This window comes from Halalkalibacter sp. APA_J-10(15) (genome assembly GCF_023017105.1).
In the GTDB taxonomy this organism is placed as follows: domain Bacteria; phylum Bacillota; class Bacilli; order Bacillales; family Bacillaceae_D; genus Halalkalibacter.
The window spans coordinates 90637-106822 of the sequence record NZ_JALKEV010000003.1 but is presented as its reverse complement, the minus strand read 5'-3'; the positions used below and the strand labels follow the sequence as shown (position 1 = coordinate 106822).

At 37.7% G+C, this 16186-nt stretch carries 17 protein-coding genes and 1 other annotated feature; all 17 genes read right to left on the bottom strand.

Annotated elements, in window-relative coordinates; genetic code table 11:
- Positions 1 to 28 precede the first annotated feature (28 nt).
- Positions 29 to 565, bottom strand: coding sequence for a bifunctional pyr operon transcriptional regulator/uracil phosphoribosyltransferase PyrR (pyrR, locus tag MW695_RS04780; protein ID WP_247103883.1), 537 nt, complete (start codon positions 563 to 565; stop codon positions 29 to 31).
- A gap of 212 nt (positions 566 to 777) precedes the next feature.
- A complete protein-coding gene (locus MW695_RS04775) occupies positions 778 to 1692 on the bottom strand; it encodes an RluA family pseudouridine synthase (RefSeq protein ID WP_247103881.1) in 915 nt (304 codons plus the stop codon).
- The gene (lspA, locus tag MW695_RS04770; protein ID WP_247103880.1) at positions 1692 to 2168 is read right to left on the bottom strand and encodes a signal peptidase II; all 477 of its coding nucleotides are present in this window, start codon (positions 2166 to 2168) and stop codon (positions 1692 to 1694) included. Before lspA ends, MW695_RS04775 begins: the two co-directional genes overlap by 1 nt.
- Before the next feature lie 167 nt (positions 2169 to 2335).
- Positions 2336 to 3088: a TraR/DksA C4-type zinc finger protein gene (locus MW695_RS04765; RefSeq protein WP_247103877.1), complete on the bottom strand. Its 753-nt coding sequence runs from the start codon at positions 3086 to 3088 to the stop codon at positions 2336 to 2338.
- Between the two features lie 115 nt (positions 3089 to 3203).
- Positions 3204 to 5972, bottom strand: coding sequence for an isoleucine--tRNA ligase (ileS, locus tag MW695_RS04760; RefSeq protein WP_247103875.1), 2769 nt, complete (start codon positions 5970 to 5972; stop codon positions 3204 to 3206).
- A gap of 48 nt (positions 5973 to 6020) precedes the next feature.
- Positions 6021 to 6236: a binding site (T-box leader), on the bottom strand.
- A 60-nt stretch (positions 6237 to 6296) separates the two neighbouring features.
- On the bottom strand, positions 6297 to 6797 hold the full coding sequence (locus tag MW695_RS04755) for a DivIVA domain-containing protein (protein ID WP_247103873.1): 501 nt from the start codon (positions 6795 to 6797) through the stop codon (positions 6297 to 6299).
- Between the two features lie 176 nt (positions 6798 to 6973).
- Positions 6974 to 7747, bottom strand: coding sequence for a YlmH family RNA-binding protein (locus MW695_RS04750; protein ID WP_247103872.1), 774 nt, complete (start codon positions 7745 to 7747; stop codon positions 6974 to 6976).
- 25 nt (positions 7748 to 7772) lie between these two features.
- A complete protein-coding gene (locus tag MW695_RS04745; RefSeq protein WP_247103871.1) occupies positions 7773 to 8024 on the bottom strand; it encodes a YggT family protein in 252 nt (83 codons plus the stop codon).
- Positions 8025 to 8041: 17 nt separating this feature from the next.
- Positions 8042 to 8491, bottom strand: a complete 450-nt coding sequence (locus MW695_RS04740; RefSeq protein WP_247103870.1) for a cell division protein SepF — start codon at positions 8489 to 8491, stop codon at positions 8042 to 8044.
- Between the two features lie 17 nt (positions 8492 to 8508).
- Entirely contained in the window at positions 8509 to 9189 is a 681-nt protein-coding gene (locus MW695_RS04735) for a YggS family pyridoxal phosphate-dependent enzyme (protein WP_247103869.1), read from the bottom strand.
- A gap of 17 nt (positions 9190 to 9206) precedes the next feature.
- On the bottom strand, positions 9207 to 10025 hold the full coding sequence (gene pgeF / locus MW695_RS04730) for a peptidoglycan editing factor PgeF (protein ID WP_247103868.1): 819 nt from the start codon (positions 10023 to 10025) through the stop codon (positions 9207 to 9209).
- 90 nt (positions 10026 to 10115) lie between these two features.
- Positions 10116 to 10379, bottom strand: a complete 264-nt coding sequence (locus MW695_RS04725) for a YlmC/YmxH family sporulation protein (RefSeq protein WP_247103867.1) — start codon at positions 10377 to 10379, stop codon at positions 10116 to 10118.
- 364 nt (positions 10380 to 10743) lie between these two features.
- Positions 10744 to 11529 carry an RNA polymerase sporulation sigma factor SigG gene (gene sigG / locus MW695_RS04720; protein ID WP_035340449.1) on the bottom strand — a complete coding sequence of 262 codons (786 nt, stop codon included), beginning with the start codon at positions 11527 to 11529 and terminating at the stop codon, positions 10744 to 10746.
- A gap of 258 nt (positions 11530 to 11787) precedes the next feature.
- A complete protein-coding gene (gene sigE, locus MW695_RS04715; RefSeq protein ID WP_035340447.1) occupies positions 11788 to 12501 on the bottom strand; it encodes an RNA polymerase sporulation sigma factor SigE in 714 nt (237 codons plus the stop codon).
- Between the two features lie 63 nt (positions 12502 to 12564).
- Positions 12565 to 13494, bottom strand: coding sequence for a sigma-E processing peptidase SpoIIGA (gene spoIIGA, locus MW695_RS04710; protein WP_247103866.1), 930 nt, complete (start codon positions 13492 to 13494; stop codon positions 12565 to 12567).
- Between the two features lie 214 nt (positions 13495 to 13708).
- Positions 13709 to 14848: a cell division protein FtsZ gene (ftsZ, locus tag MW695_RS04705; protein WP_247103865.1), complete on the bottom strand. Its 1140-nt coding sequence runs from the start codon at positions 14846 to 14848 to the stop codon at positions 13709 to 13711.
- Between the two features lie 39 nt (positions 14849 to 14887).
- Positions 14888 to 16177: a cell division protein FtsA gene (ftsA, locus tag MW695_RS04700; RefSeq protein WP_247103864.1), complete on the bottom strand. Its 1290-nt coding sequence runs from the start codon at positions 16175 to 16177 to the stop codon at positions 14888 to 14890.
- Positions 16178 to 16186 lie beyond the last annotated feature (9 nt).

The following is a 16186-nucleotide window of genomic DNA, read 5'->3' as shown; positions in this document are numbered from 1 at the left end:
ACTTGTCTCTTTTCTACAATCACTATTTTTATTTATGTTCGATCGTCACTTCATCTACATCATCAATTTCATTTAATTTAGCCGCGATGATTTCACTTTTCGACGTTGGTACATTCTTTCCAACATAATCTGGACGAATCGGTAATTCTCGGTGACCGCGGTCAATTAAAACGGCCAATTGAATTTGTGCAGGCCTTCCTAAATCAACTAATGCATCGAGAGCTGCACGAACCGTTCTACCCGTATAAAGGACATCATCAATTAGAATCACTTTTCGATTATTTATATCAACATTTATATCCGTCCCTTGTAAAATCGGCTCTTCTGTAGGTGATTTCTTCGTTAAATCATCACGATATAGTGTAATATCAACCTCACCAACCGGAACCGAAACACCTTCGATTTGCTCAATTCTCTCAGCTAGACGGTTAGCAATATAAATCCCTCTCGTTTTGATGCCGATTAAGACACAATTTTCGACACCTTTGTTACGTTCAATAATCTCATGTGCGATTCGTGTGATGGCTCTTCTAATTGCCTGTTCATCTAAAATGATACGTGACATATTGGCCTCCTTTTCTATACATACAAAAAACTCTCATACCAAAATTTAGGCATGAGAGGGCTTTGCAAACATACGTAGGTCTTGTTTAATTAGTAAATGCCTACGGTTTGTTTCCGACTTCCTTCTCAGCCTCACGGGACTGATGTTAAAGGACTTATTTAATTACTCATAGTATGAACGAGATGTGTCAAAATGTCAACGACTTTTTTCGACTATTGTGATCGAAGAAACGTTAATTGTTCACTCATATCTGGAGGAATAGGAACTTCAAATAATAGATCTTCACCAGTACGAGGATGGGTAAACCCAAGAACCTCAGCATGAAGCGCTTGACCATTTATTTGTAGTGATTTACGTTTCGGACCATATTTGGGATCACCCGCTAATGGGTAGCCAATATACTTCATATGTACACGAATTTGGTGCGTTCTACCCGTTTCCAACTCACATTGGACATAGGAGAAATTTTTAAACGTCTCTAAAACTGTAAAGTGAGTAACAGCATCTTTACTATTTTTCTCAGTGACGGTCATCTTTTGTCTATCTGTATAATCACGGCCAATCGGAGCATCTATCGTACCATGTTGATGTGGAATAACGCCATGAACGATCGCTTTATATATACGCTTAGTTGTTTTCTTCTTCAATTGATTGACTAACGATTCATGTGCATGGTCATTTTTTGCGACCATTAAAAGCCCTGAAGTATCTTTATCAATTCGATGAACAATTCCAGGTCTAATGACCCCATTAATACCTGATAAGTCTTGGCAATGATACATAAGCGCATTAACTAGCGTTCTAGATGAATGACCTGGGGCTGGATGTACAACCATTCCTCGTGGTTTATTCACGACGATCACATCTTCATCTTCATAGACGATTTCAATTGGTATATTCTCAGCAACGACTTCTAATTCTTCAGGTTCAGGAATCGTTAAAGTAATATGATCATTTGCTGACACTTTATAATTTCTTTTTACCGGCTTCCCATTTACGTTAATATGGTCATTATTAATCCATTGCTGAACTTGAGTTCGAGACCATTTTTTCTCATTAGCTGTTAACACCTTGTCAATACGTTCTCCATGTTCTTCAGCTGTGACAGTCCATTCATGCTGCTCCATTACGTTCTCTCCTTTTTCTGTTTCCGTTCATCCGCAATCATCTTGATAAAGAGAATTCCAACACCTACACAGAGGGCAGAATCAGCAACATTAAAGATCGGAAAATTATATCCAAATATGTATGTATCAATAAAGTCAACGACTTCTCCTCGAAGTACACGATCGATAAAATTCCCAAGTGCGCCACCAAGAATGAATCCGAGTGAAATGCCTATCATAACACTTTTAGATCCCTCTTTTTTCATATAATAAACGATGCCAATGACAACAACAATCGTCACGATATAAAAGAACCACATTTGACCTTGTAAAATCCCAAATGCTGCCCCCTGATTACGATGGGATGTGAAATAAAGGACATTTTCAATTAATCTAATTCGTTCTCCGACTTCCATTTCTTTAACAACGATCCATTTCGTTAACTGATCCAATAAAATGATGGCGAGTGTTAAAGCATAATATTTTAATACGTTCAAACCTACCCCTCCACTACGATAAAATGGTTAACTTTAGTTATTATATCATACCGCCAAGCGACAAGCAGGAAGGGCACTGAAAAAATTTGGCTTATCACTTTTTTTTGTCCTTTGTTTTACGAAAGCAGACTCAAAAGTTCAAATAATCCTTTGAGCCTGCTTTCTATCTAATTTTGTCCATTTAAATAATGATCATAATGAACATTTCGTTGGAACTGGACATTTTCCGATCCTGAATACCCCTCAATACCAGTCGAAAGAAAGCCTTCAATCTCCTCAACATAGCCAATTAATTCATCTTGATCCATGAATGAAGAGTCTTCAAAGATCATCGAATTCTCATTAAATGATGCAACAGCTTGATAGGAATCTTCCGCATCAAATTCTGTTTCTTTCGATAAATGGTCAAAATTAAAGGTGTTAAAGCCTTGAAGCACATCCTCTTCAGCTGGATGAGAAGAATCCATCATTCCCTTCTCTCCTTTTTCAATAACCGTTCTTGCAGTCGGTTGTGCCTCAAGTCGTTCATATGGGATTTCTTTTCCTGTCTCCTCACAAATCCCATACGTTCCTTTATCAAATTTAGCTAGGGCATGCTCAATTTCCTCATGCTCATGCTCGAGCTGCTCCATTAATGCTGCATCCTTTTCTCTTTCGTACAGATCTGTAGCAGTATCAGCGGGATGGTTATCATATTGTGATAACTCACCAGTCGAATAAGAAAGAGACTCTTTCTCTTCATCAGAGAAGCTTTCTTTAATTCGTGCCTCAACCTTTTGTTTTCGTTGCAGCAATTGTTGCTTTAAAGAAGTATAGTCCATTATCTCGATTCCCCCAGTTGTTACATTGACATCAAATCTAATGACGTCATTGTATAGTTTCACCAATGACCGTAACGATAGCCAAGTAAGATTTAACATGGTATATTTACACACCTATGTCTTAATATTAACTTTTCAAGAACACGAACGATACCTACTTATAATTTCCTAATTAAAAAAACGACTAGCGTTATGCTAGCCGTTCCCAAAATATTTATTCATTTGCGTAGTACGTTTTCACCGTTTCGGCACAAGAAGAGCATAAGGTAGGATGCTCAGCGGAAGCGCCTACTGTAGTCGATACAACCCAACAGCGCTCACACGTCTCACCTTCAGCTTGCTCAACGGAAATGGCTAATTGTTCAAAAGTCGTCGCCGAGTTTGGTGCTTCATTTACTTCACCAGCCATTTTCACGCTCGAAACGATAAAGAGCTTTTCAAGGTTTTCAATCGAACGTAATAAATCACTGACAGGACCACTTGCATATAGCGTAATAGCAGCTGTTAATGATTTCCCTATTTTCTTTTCATTTCGAGCTTGCTCTAATGCTTTTAGAACGTCATCTCGTATCTCCATAAACTGATCCCATTTTTTCTCTAGACCTTCTACATCATTGAACGCTTGAACTTGAGGCATATCCGTTAATTGAACACTTTCTTCTTCAACATTAGGTATGTGCTCCCATACTTCATCTGCTGTATGTGACAAGATTGGTGAAACGAGCTTCGTTAATGCAATAAGCACTTCATGCATCACTGTTTGAATCGCTCTTCGTGCTGGATGATTAGCATGCTCAATATATAACGTATCCTTTGCCATATCCATGTAAAATGAACTTAATTCAATGGTACAGAAGTTATGAATAGTATGATAAACCGTCGAAAACTGATAATGCTCATATGATTCTGTTACTTTTTCAATCACATTGTTTAGTTTAACGAGCATAAATAGATCAACTTCTCTAAGTTGCTCCGTTTCAACACGATGAGCGCTCGGATTAAAATCATGCAAATTTCCTAATAAAAATCGAAAAGTATTTCGAATTTTTCGATAGGACTCAGATACTTGCTTTAATATTTTATCAGAAACACGTACATCTGCTTGATAATCAACCGACGCTACCCATAAGCGTAAAATATCAGCTCCAAGCTGCTTCATAACATCGTTAGGAATGACTACATTTCCAATTGATTTACTCATTTTACGACCATCTCCATCAAGTGTAAAGCCGTGACTTAACACGCCCTTATAAGGTGCTTTTCCAGTCACTGCTACAGCCGTAGAAAGCGATGAGTTAAACCAGCCTCGATATTGGTCAGAGCCTTCCAAGTACAAATCTGCGGGTCGATCCAGCTCTTTACGTTCCTCAAGAACAGCCTGATGAGAAGAGCCTGAATCAAACCAAACATCCATAATATCCATTTCACGAGTAAATGTTCCATTTGGACTATGAGAAGACGTGAACCCTTCTGGTAAAAGTTGTTCCGTATCCCATTCGAACCAAACATTCGAACCATGCTCTCTAAATAACTTGACGATATGATTAATTGTCTCATCCGTAATAATTGGCTCTCCATCTTCGCCGTAAAACACAGGAATTGGTACACCCCAAGCACGTTGACGAGATATGCACCAGTCGCCTCGATCACGTACCATATTAAATAAACGAGTCTCGCCCCACTTCGGAATCCAATCGACCTCTTCAACAGCTTTTAACAGTTGATCCCGGAATTGTTCAATTGAAGCAAACCATTGAGCCGTTGCACGATAAATAACCGGCTTCTTCGTCCTCCAATCATGCGCATACGAATGTGTAATAAACGTTAGCTTCATTAACGAACCGAGCTCATCTAATTTTTGGGTAATCGGTTTATTCGCTTCATCATAGAACAAGCCTTCAAAACCAGGAGCTTCATCAGTCATATATCCTTTGTCATCAACTGGGCAAAGGATATCTAAACCATACTTTTGTCCGACAATGTAATCCTCTTCACCATGTCCTGGAGCTGTGTGAACACAACCAGTACCAGCATCTAATGTGACATGATCTCCACAGATGACGAGTGAGTCGCGTTTATAAATCGGATGTTCTGCAACGACGTTTTCTAACTGAGAGCCTTTCATTGTTTTCGTTACTTCATATTGCTCCCATTCAAATTCATTTGCTAGCGTTTCAAGTAATCCTTCCGCAACGACATATTTTTGATGATTTACTAGTACAACTACATATGTTAAATCAGGATGTACAGCAATCCCTAAATTAGCAGGAATCGTCCAAGGTGTTGTTGTCCAAATAATGATTTTTTCATCACCGTCTAATACGTCCCCACCTTCTTTTACAGAAAAGGCAACATAAATGGAGGGCGAACGTTTATCGTGGTATTCAATTTCAGCTTCAGCTAGAGCTGACTCAGATGATGGTGACCAATAAACGGGCTTCTTCCCTTTATAAATGTACCCTTTCTTCGCCATATCACCGAACACTTTTATTTGTTGTGCCTCATACCCTTTATCTAGCGTAATATAAGGATTCCACCAATCTCCACGAACACCTAAACGCATAAATTGTTCACGTTGGCGAGCAATTTGCTTAAGTGCATACTCTTCACAAAGCTTTCTAAATTGAGCTACACTCATCTCCTTACGCTTCACTTTACCGTTTTTCGTCAATGCTGTTTCAATTGGAAGTCCATGTGTATCCCATCCTGGTACGTAAGGAGCATGAAAGCCACTCATTGATTTATAACGCACGATAAAATCTTTCAAGATTTTATTTAGTGCATGGCCCATATGAATATCCCCATTTGCATAAGGAGGACCATCATGTAAGACAAATAGAGGTCGGCCTTTCGTACGTTCTTGTACTTTTTCATAAATGTTTTGTTCATTCCAAATACTTTGACGCTCTGGCTCACGATTCGGCAAATTCCCTCTCATTGGGAATGCCGTTTTGGGCATAAGTAATGTTTCTTTGTATTCCATTTTTCCAACTCCTTAATTTTGAAAATCAAAAAACTCCTCACCCCTAAAAAAAGGGACGAGAAGTTAACCCGTGGTACCACCCTCATGAAAAGATAACCTTTCCACTCAAGCATTCTTAACGTGAATGAGACGTTGCAGCTTACTATAGCGTTCAGCGCAATACTAAAGGGTGATTTTCCAATATGCTATGTAATCAGGCTTTCACCATCCCTGAATCGCTACGTACATGAAACATACTGTACTCTTCCTTATCATTGTGTTTACTTTTATTTTGTTTAAACGAATGAAGTAATTATAAGTCAGACATGAATGAAGATCAAGTTATTATTCAGTATAACTAGTCTTTTCCTCTTCATCATCAACGGTTGCAGTCATTTCTTTCCAATCCTCAGTTCGAAGCATTTCAAGCTGCGCTTCAATTAACATTTTAAAACGCATCTTATATACAGAAGCTTGCTTTTTCAGCTCTTCCATATCCATCATCACTTTACGTGATTTAGACAACGCATCATTTATAATCCGGTCAGCATTTTTTTCTGCTTCCTTCACAATTAATTGTGCTTCCTTTTGAGCATTTCTTCTTACTTCCTCAGCCGTTTCCTGAGCGATTAAGATCGATTTATTAAGCGTTTCCTCCATATCTTGGAAGTGACCAAGCTTCTCCTCAAGAGTTGTCAATTGCTCAAATAAATCCTTCTTCTCTTTCAATACAGCCTCATAATCCTTAATAACTTGATCCAAAAATTCATTTACTTCATCTTCATCATATCCACGAAATCCTCTAGTGAATTCCTTATTATGAATATCTAAAGGCGTTAAAGGCATATCGCCACCTCCTAGTTAGTTGCTTACTTGTCTACTTAACTTTATTCGACATTTATTTCGAAAATCCTTTTAGAGGTTGTTCAAAATGGCGGTTTTCTCATCACAAGACGCGTAGCGAACAGAGCCATCGCCATATTTTTTGATACTTTTTGAACAACCTCTTTTACTTCATTATATTATGAAAGTCGACCAAAACGAAGCCTGTACTTATCCTTCTTCGTTCTTCCTTCAACTTTTATAAGCTTGGATCGACCAAATCCCCTTACTGACAATTGATCACCTGCTTCTAGCAGAAAGGACTGCTGATCAATTGTTTTAAAATTCACTTTAACAAGGCCTTTCTCAATAATTGGAAGTACTTTAGAACGAGATAGCTTATAAATTTGAGCCAAAACCGCATCTAACCGAAGAGACGAAATCGTCGTTGTTTGTTCATCCCAAACTTCTTCATTTTTCTCATGTTCAGATATAGGTCTTCGTTCGAGTGATACCGACGCATTTCCAATCATTTTAACATTTGCAATGATAAAATCTTCAATTTCCTCGGCAATAATCACTTGTACATAGCCGTCACCAATAACAATATCTCCGAATTTTTCACGCTTAAGACCGACATTCATTAATGCCCCTAATACATCACGATGTTCAAGCGAAACAAATTTAGAAGGATATCGAATAATACATAGTGAAAGCTTAAAGTCCTCTTCAATAGTCTGAATATAAGAAGGTGCAACGAATGCACGCTTTCTCTCAGAAAAAGGCGAACCTCCTAGAAAAGAGAGATTTACCTCGTCATCCTGACCGATGACACTTTGTAAGATCTCTTGTTGTCTCGGGTCAAGAAAATCAGTTAATCTTTCTCGATAACGTAATTTGGCATCTTGCTGCCATTCTAATGCTTGATCAACAAATGTCCATTCATTCTCTCTGAAATGTTGGTAAATACTCATGAAGTCACCACTTCCATCAGCTCATTTAAAAAATAGCTGCAATCCCCATTCTCGCAAAGTGTAACGCAAGAATTGCGACAATGGGAGAAATATCAATCATTCCTAATGGAGGAATAATCTTGCGAAAAGGCTCCAAGAAAGGCTCCACTAACTGACCTATCATTTGTCCAATTGATGACTCTCGTGCATTGGGAAACCAAGACATCAAAATATATGCAATGACCATATAAGAGTAAATGGTTAATAACAACATTAATAAACTGCCAATCCCACTCATCTAAATTCACCACCTTTTTATCCTTCAAATTGCTCTTGAATCATTTCCGTTATGGACCCAGTTACATCAACATTGTCTGGTGTACATAAGAAGATATGCGTCCCAACTTTTTGAATGTCTCCTCCAATCGCATAAACAGTCCCACTTAAAAAATCAACAATTCGTTTTGCTTGATCGTGAGAGATACGTTGCAAATTAATTATGACAGCTTTGCGATTCTTCAGATGATCAGCAATTTCTTGTGCCTCTTCATACGTCCTCGGTTCTAATAAAATCATTTTTGCACCCTTTTGAATACTTTGTAAACTAACAACATTTTGTTGATTTTGCTGTGACTTCGTTTGATTGGAGCGAGACCTACGCTGTGGAGCTTCTATTTCCTCTTGCTGAGGCTCCGTCATTTCTTCTACTTCTTCATAATGATCATCAAGTTCAAAAAAACGTTTGAATTTCGATTTCATTCCCACAGTAACCTCTCCTTTTTTCATTCTTTTCCAACTAGTGCAGTGCCAATCCGAATAAATGTCGCTCCTTCCTCAAGAGCTATTCTATAATCATTCGACATTCCCATTGATAATTCATGGCATGGAGCATGCGGCCATTTTTTTTGTCGTATTTGGTCACGAAGTTCTCTCAATTTCCGAAAAATAGGACGAGTTTGTTCTTGGTCATCATAGTAAGGAGCCATCGTCATTAAACCTATGACTTCTATCCCCTTATATTCCATTAACGTTTCAATAAACTCTTCCACTGAGGAAGGGAGTATACCTGATTTGGTTTCTTCACCGGACACGTTTACTTGTACGAAACATTTCATCTTCCTTCCACTTGGCATACGCTTGTCCAACTCTTTAGCAAGTGACAATCTTTCAAGAGAATGGAGATATTCATATTTCCCGACAATATCTTTTACCTTTCGAGATTGCAGTGTTCCAATGAAATGCCATGTCCCTTGAGGATGAAGAGCTTCCCATTTAGTAAGTGCTCCGTCTACACGATTTTCACCTATGTGTTGAAGCCCAGAGTGAAGAGCCGCTTGCGCTGTTTCAATTGAAACATACTTCGTAACAGCTATAATATGTATATCGGACACATTCCGTCCAATCTTTTGACAAATTTCCTTCACTTCATTATTTATGCTTTTAACATTTTCTTCAATTGTCATTCCATGTCACCTTCCAACTATCTCAATCCGATGAAACTCATTAACCTACCAGTCTTCCCACCCTCAGCGCGATGTGAAAATAACCGCTCATCCGATACTGTACATAAAGATGATACCGTTATTTGTGAAGGATGTATTCCTTCGTTAATAAAAAGATATTTATTTACCATTTGTAAATCTAAAAGGTAATGATCATCTGAAATTTTTTCATATAACAAAGACTTATCAAAAGACCGTTCAAAACATTCATCAATGGCATTTATAACTATATCACTTACTTCATAATGTCTTCTACTAATCGAAGGTCCTATGACAATTAAGATATCTTCTTTTGGAATGGATTCATGTTCCGACCAGCGTCTAATCATCTTAGGACCAATCTGATCTACTGTTCCACGCCATCCAGCATGAGCTAAGCCGATGAATGTAGCTTTTGGCGCATAAAAATAGATTGGAACACAATCGGCATACAAACTAGTTAATAATACATTGCGCTCATTCGTGTAGATTCCATCTGTTTCACGAATAGCTGATCTCACATCTTGTGAACCCATCCCTTTATGCTCTTGAGAAACGTAAACAATTTTTGAATGATGAACTTGTTCAGTTCCAACCCACTGAACAAGCGGAAAGGAAAGATCATTAGCAAGCAATTGACGATTTTTAGAAACGATCTCTGGATCATCCTGAACATGATACCCCATATTTAAGCTACTAAATGGAGCTGAACTCATTCCACCGTTTCTTGTCGTAAAACCTGCAACTAAGGAAGGATATTTTTTTTCCCAATATGATAACTTTAAATATCGTTCCGATCCTTGTTCAAAAGGCTCCATTTGACTCTCTCCTTACCTTTAACGAATAAGACGATTATATATATTCTATCATAGGTAAGAAAAAACGCGAAACATCTTTCTCATGTTTTCCTACTTTACTTGTTGTTGCATATTAAATTTTGATTGCAATTCAACTAAAATGACATCTGAACCAATACGAATAATATTTTTCCATGGAATGATGATTTCTTCAACTTCCTTTCCGAACATACTCATGACTCTACCTGTTCCACTAATAACAAGTGCTCTAATTTGACCTGATTGTAGATCAATTTCTATATCTGTCAATTGTCCTAACCGTTTCCCATTTTCCATGTTTACAATGTCCTTCGCTTGTAGTTCAGATATTTTCATGTTTTCACTGCTCCTCATTATGAAATTAAGCTCCTAACACTATATATGCAATCAGGTTAATGAAATATGTTAGTTCTCGAACAAACCCTTATTTAAATCATAAGAATACTGCGCAACAGTTTTTTCTTAATTGCATCGTACGTAGTCGTTACAAGGGGTTTAGTTGATTTAAATATGGTTTCCCTTCAGAGCAACGTGTACCGAACGAAGCCCAAGCTCTTCTATAAACCCTTCTCCAACTTCCGTGATCTTCATAAGGTTAATAGAATGCGCTTATCCATTTTTGATTCTACAAAAAACCTCAAAAGGACTACTTTCATTCCTTTTGAGGTTTCACACACTAAATTCATATTCATTTTAAGTACTACACTTGAGCATGCTTATTCATATGCTGAATAGCTGCCTTTTCTAAACGTGAAACTTGAGCTTGAGAAATGCCAATTTCATCAGCAACTTCCATTTGGGTCTTTCCTTGAAAAAACCTCATGTTTAAAATCATCTTTTCACGTTCATTCAAGCGTACCATTGCTTCCTTCAAAGCAATTTCCTCCACCCAATTAACATCTCGATTCCTCTCATCACTAATTTGATCCATTACAAAGATTGGGTCACCACCGTCATTATAAATCGGTTCAAACAAGGAGACAGGATCTTGTATTGCATCAAGTGCAAAGACGACATCCTCTTTTGGTACATCTAGAACTTTTGCAATCTCTTGTACAGTTGGTTCCTTTTCCCTTTTCTTCTCCGCCATTAATTGATCACGTACTTGCAAAGCTTTATACGCTATGTCTCGTAGTGAACGAGAGACACGTATTGGATTATTGTCGCGTAAATAGCGTCTAATCTCACCAATAATCATTGGCACTGCATATGTAGAGAATTTAACGTTTTGACTTAAATCGAAATTATCAATCGATTTCATTAAACCTATACAACCGACTTGAAAGAGATCATCCACATACTCTCCGCGATTATTAAAGCGTTGGATCACACTCAATACAAGCCTTAAGTTGCCATTCACTAACGTTTCCCTAGCACTTGTTTCTCCATTTTGCAAACGCTGAAATAATTCACGCATTTCTGCATTTTTCAGAACAGGTAACTTTGACGTATCTACACCACATATTTCAACTTTATTTCGTGTCAATTCTTTCCCTCCTATCGCGGGAGATGATGTCTAAGAAAAGTATCTCCTGCGTAGGAAAAAATATGCACGAGCCTTTTGTGGATAAACTCACAAAAATAAGACTCATGCACGTCATAACACGACTTATTCAAAAGAAAAAAATTTTTTAAGAAATTTTTCAAAAAGTGGAGGTCCCAATTAAAAATTTTAGTAGGTCGTTATTCTCCAACGCAATCGGAACAATCCCGAGATTTTCCAAAAATTCTTTTTTAACACTCTTTAAACCATTTTATTGAACTCTTTTTGTAATCGTTTAATGATTCTTTTTTCAAGTCGGGATATATATGATTGAGATATTCCGAGCATATCAGCTACATCTTTTTGTGTTTTTTCTTCATCTCCAGCTAGTCCAAACCTTAACTCCATAATTTGTTTTTCTCTTTCATTTAATGTGTGTAGCGCCTTCACTAATAATTTACGATCAACTTTTTCTTCAATTCCTCTTGTAATTATATCTTCTTCTGTTCCTAATACATCTGAAAGCAATAATTCATTTCCATCCCAGTCAATATTCAATGGTTCATCAAATGAAACTTCCGAACGTGTTTTATTATTACGTCTTAAATACATTAATATTTCATTCTCGATACAGCGAGAAGCATATGTCGCCAATTTGATCTTTTTTTCCGGATTGAACGTATTAACAGCTTTAATAAGCCCAATCGTTCCAATACTAATTAAATCCTCGATATTAATACCCGTATTCTCAAATTTCCTTGCAATATAAACGACTAACCTTAAGTTTCTTTCTATTAACATCGAGCGAACCGCTTTATCGCCTGTTGGTAGCTTTTTTAGAAGGACTGCCTCTTCTTCCTTTGTTAATGGCGGAGGTAATGCCTCACTACCACCTATGTAGTAAATTTCGTCTGGCTTCATACCCATTCGATACATTAATTTGTACCAAAGTAATTTCATTTTCAGTTTCAGCATCGTATGCCCCCTACCTTAAATTACAAAAATTATATAAATAAATCATTCGCTAAAGACGTTCACTCATGACGACATTGCTTCTTTTGTCATTCCCCTTTGTAACAGTGCTGGGTGAATAATGCTTGTAAACGAATGATCTGATGAAAGTTCCTTATCTTGAAGTGCAATCAACACCTTAGAAGTTTGAATCACTCCTCCTTCCTCATATAGCTTTATGTAATCTGGTCGAATCCCTGTTAAAAAGGGGGATGATTGACCTACAACGCGATATGGAATGATCGTAAGACGGTCATCTAATTGCGTTGATTGTTCGTTAGATTTCATCGATAGTTCATGAAATTGTAAAAGTTGATCAATGTATTCTTTTGAAAAAGACTCATAGAATAAATTTGCTTCCATTATGATAACTGGACGTTTAGAGAGAGGTTCCACCAATTGATTTCCCGTATCAATCAATCCTTTTGAAGTAATACTCTTATTACCTATTACAACTTGAACATCTATTAATTGATTAGCTTGAAATTGCCTAAATTCGATCTCCTGGAAACGTTGTTTTGAAAAGTACCATACAAGTGGGAACCCAATACAAACAAAGAGCCAACTTATCCCACTCCCATAGCCCTTGTTCACACTTAATAGCCCATCAAATAAATCTGACTCCGTTTGCCAGAAGAAATGCAATGCAAATAACCCACCCCCTGTCATGAACGTTACAAAGTAGAACATGCAAAGCACTTGGAAAAAATAACGGAAGCGTTTATAACCAAATGCTATTACGACAATCCATATAGAATAGATAGCCTTGAACCATGGTTCATATACAATATGTCCATATGAAGTAAATAAAAATAAGACAATGAGTGATGCAAAAAAAGCAGCACCAATCATTCGAACATGATGAAACGGCCGTTTCAACAGTAAATACGTTAAGGCAATAAGGAGATAGTCGATACAAAGGTTTAAAATCCAAATTAAGTCTAGATAGATGGTCATAGAAACCCTCACATCCAATAATTTAAGCCTAGTATACATCTAGTCTATTACGAAGTCTGTCAATTCATGACAGACTTCACGTACTATTTTTAAGAGATTTTCAATCAATTTGTCAGTTATAGCTTAGAGAAAATGATGTGGGAAATACAATCAACTACTTATAAAAAACAAAAAAACACATACCAAAAATGGCATGTGCTTAATCTCTTTAGACTTATCGATTTCGATTTCGACGATTTCGTAAAAATGTAGGTATATCTAACGTATCAGTTGCTTCTGTTGGCTCACTTTTAGTTTGCTGAGTTCCCCTTGCTTCAGATACCCCCTCTTCCTTCGCCTGTTTAACCGTATTGCTTTTTAGAGGTTTTTGTGACAGTGTTCTTGTTGAAGCAGGTTGATCATTTTCTTCAAACCCCGTAGCAATAACCGTTACAACAATCTCATCCTTTAAGTTCTCGTTTATAACAGATCCAAAGATCATATTTACTTCAGGATCAGATGCAGCTGATACGATTTCTGCAGCTTCATGTACTTCATATAGTGACAAATTAGAGCCACCTGTAATATTCATTAATACCCCTTGAGCTCCATCAACAGACGTTTCAAGCAATGGACTTGATATAGCCTTTTTAGCTGCTTCACTAGCTCTGCTTTCTCCCGTTGCAATTCCAATCCCCATCAATGCCGATCCTTTATCACTCATAATTGTTTTCACATCAGCGAAATCTAAATTGATTAAACCTGGAACAGCAATTAAATCCGAAATACCTTGAACACCTTGACGTAGTACATTATCCGCTTCTCTAAATGCTTCCAACATAGGCGTATTTTTATCAACAATTTCAAGCAGTCGGTCGTTCGGTATCACAATTAATGTATCAACCTTTTCCTTCAATGCTTGAATCCCAGTAGCTGCATGTGTTGAACGCTTACGACCTTCAAATGTAAATGGACGAGTAACAACACCGACCGTTAAAGCTCCTAATTCCTTCGCAACTTCGGCAATAACTGGAGCAGCTCCCGTTCCTGTCCCACCGCCCATTCCAGCAGTAATGAAGACCATATCAGCCCCAGTTAACACTTCTTCTAACTGCTCTTTACTTTCTTCTGCGGCCTTTTTACCAATTTCAGGGTTAGCACCTGCACCAAGCCCCCTAGTTAGCTTGCCACCTAACTGAAGTTTTGTTTCTGCTTGCGATAAATGTAGCGCCTGTGCATCAGTATTTACAGCAATAAATTCTACACCTTTTAAACCATTTTCAATCATACGATTGACTGCATTACTTCCGCCACCACCTACTCCAATGACTTTTATTTGTGCTAATTGATCCATATCCATCTCAAACTCTAACATGTAAGATCCTCCTATTTGTACAATATGCCCGCTCTTTACTTATTCGAAGAACACTTTAAAAAGGTTTTTCACTTTCCCTTTAGATTTCGGCTTATTATTCTCCTCACGCTTCATTTCGTGTTTAACTTGTTTCTTTACAGGTTGATCATAATTCGAATGTGCGTTGCTTGAAACAGCTGATGCTATTTCTTTACCTTGTATTTTAACATTTTTGTAAGCGAATTGAATGAGACCAACACCTGTCGTGTACTGGGGCTCTCTCACCCCAAGATAATCAGGCATTGCCATTCTAACACTACCAGGTAAAAGCTCACTTGCTAGCTCCAACACACCAGGTATCATAACGGTTCCACCTGTTAAGACGAAGCCACCTGGAAAATCACGATATCCCATTCGATGAATTTCTCGATAAGCTAGTTCAAACATTTCTTCGACTCTTGGTTCGATAATGTGCGCTAAATCTTCTTGGGTATATTCCACACTGTCTGCTTGTCCTATCGTTGAAACAGTAAAACGCTCTTCGACTTCTGCATCATCAATATACGAGTGCCCATATTTAACTTTAATACGCTCCGCTTCTTCTGTCGAAGTCCGTAGACCAACAGCAATATCATTTGTAATATGGTCTCCACCAATAGGAACAACAGCTGTATCTTGCAATATCCCTTGGTCAAAAATCGATACCGTAATCGATCCGCCTCCCATATCTATTAAACATACACCTAAATTCTTTTCATCTTTTGAAATAGCAACTGAACCGGAAGCTAGTGATTGTAAGCAGAAACCAGCCACCTGTAATCCTGCTCGTTCTACACAGCGATATAAATTATGTAAAGCCGTTTTGGAGCCAGTAATAATCGTTCCTTCCATTTCAAGGCGAACCCCTATCATTCCACGTGGATCATTGATTTCATCTAATCCATCTACAATAAATTGCTTAGGAATAACGTCTATGACTTCACGTTCTGGTGGGATTGATACAACTTGTGCAGCATCAATAACCCTTGTGATATCTTCATCACTAATCTCTCGATCTGGACTAGAAACTGCCACGACACCATGACAAGGTTGTAACTGAATGTGATTCCCATTCACTCCAACGATGACTTGGTTGATTGTTAAACCAACCATGTGCTCAGCTTGTTCAATCGCTCTTTTTATTGATTTTACCGTTTCATCAATATCAACGATGGCGCTTTTTTTGATTCCTTCAGAAGCAACCTTCCCCATACCAATTATATTCATTGTACCATTTGACATTTCCCCAATTATCACTCTGACATTGGATGTACCGATGTCTAAACTAACGTAGATTTCACTGTTGTCCAATCTATGGCA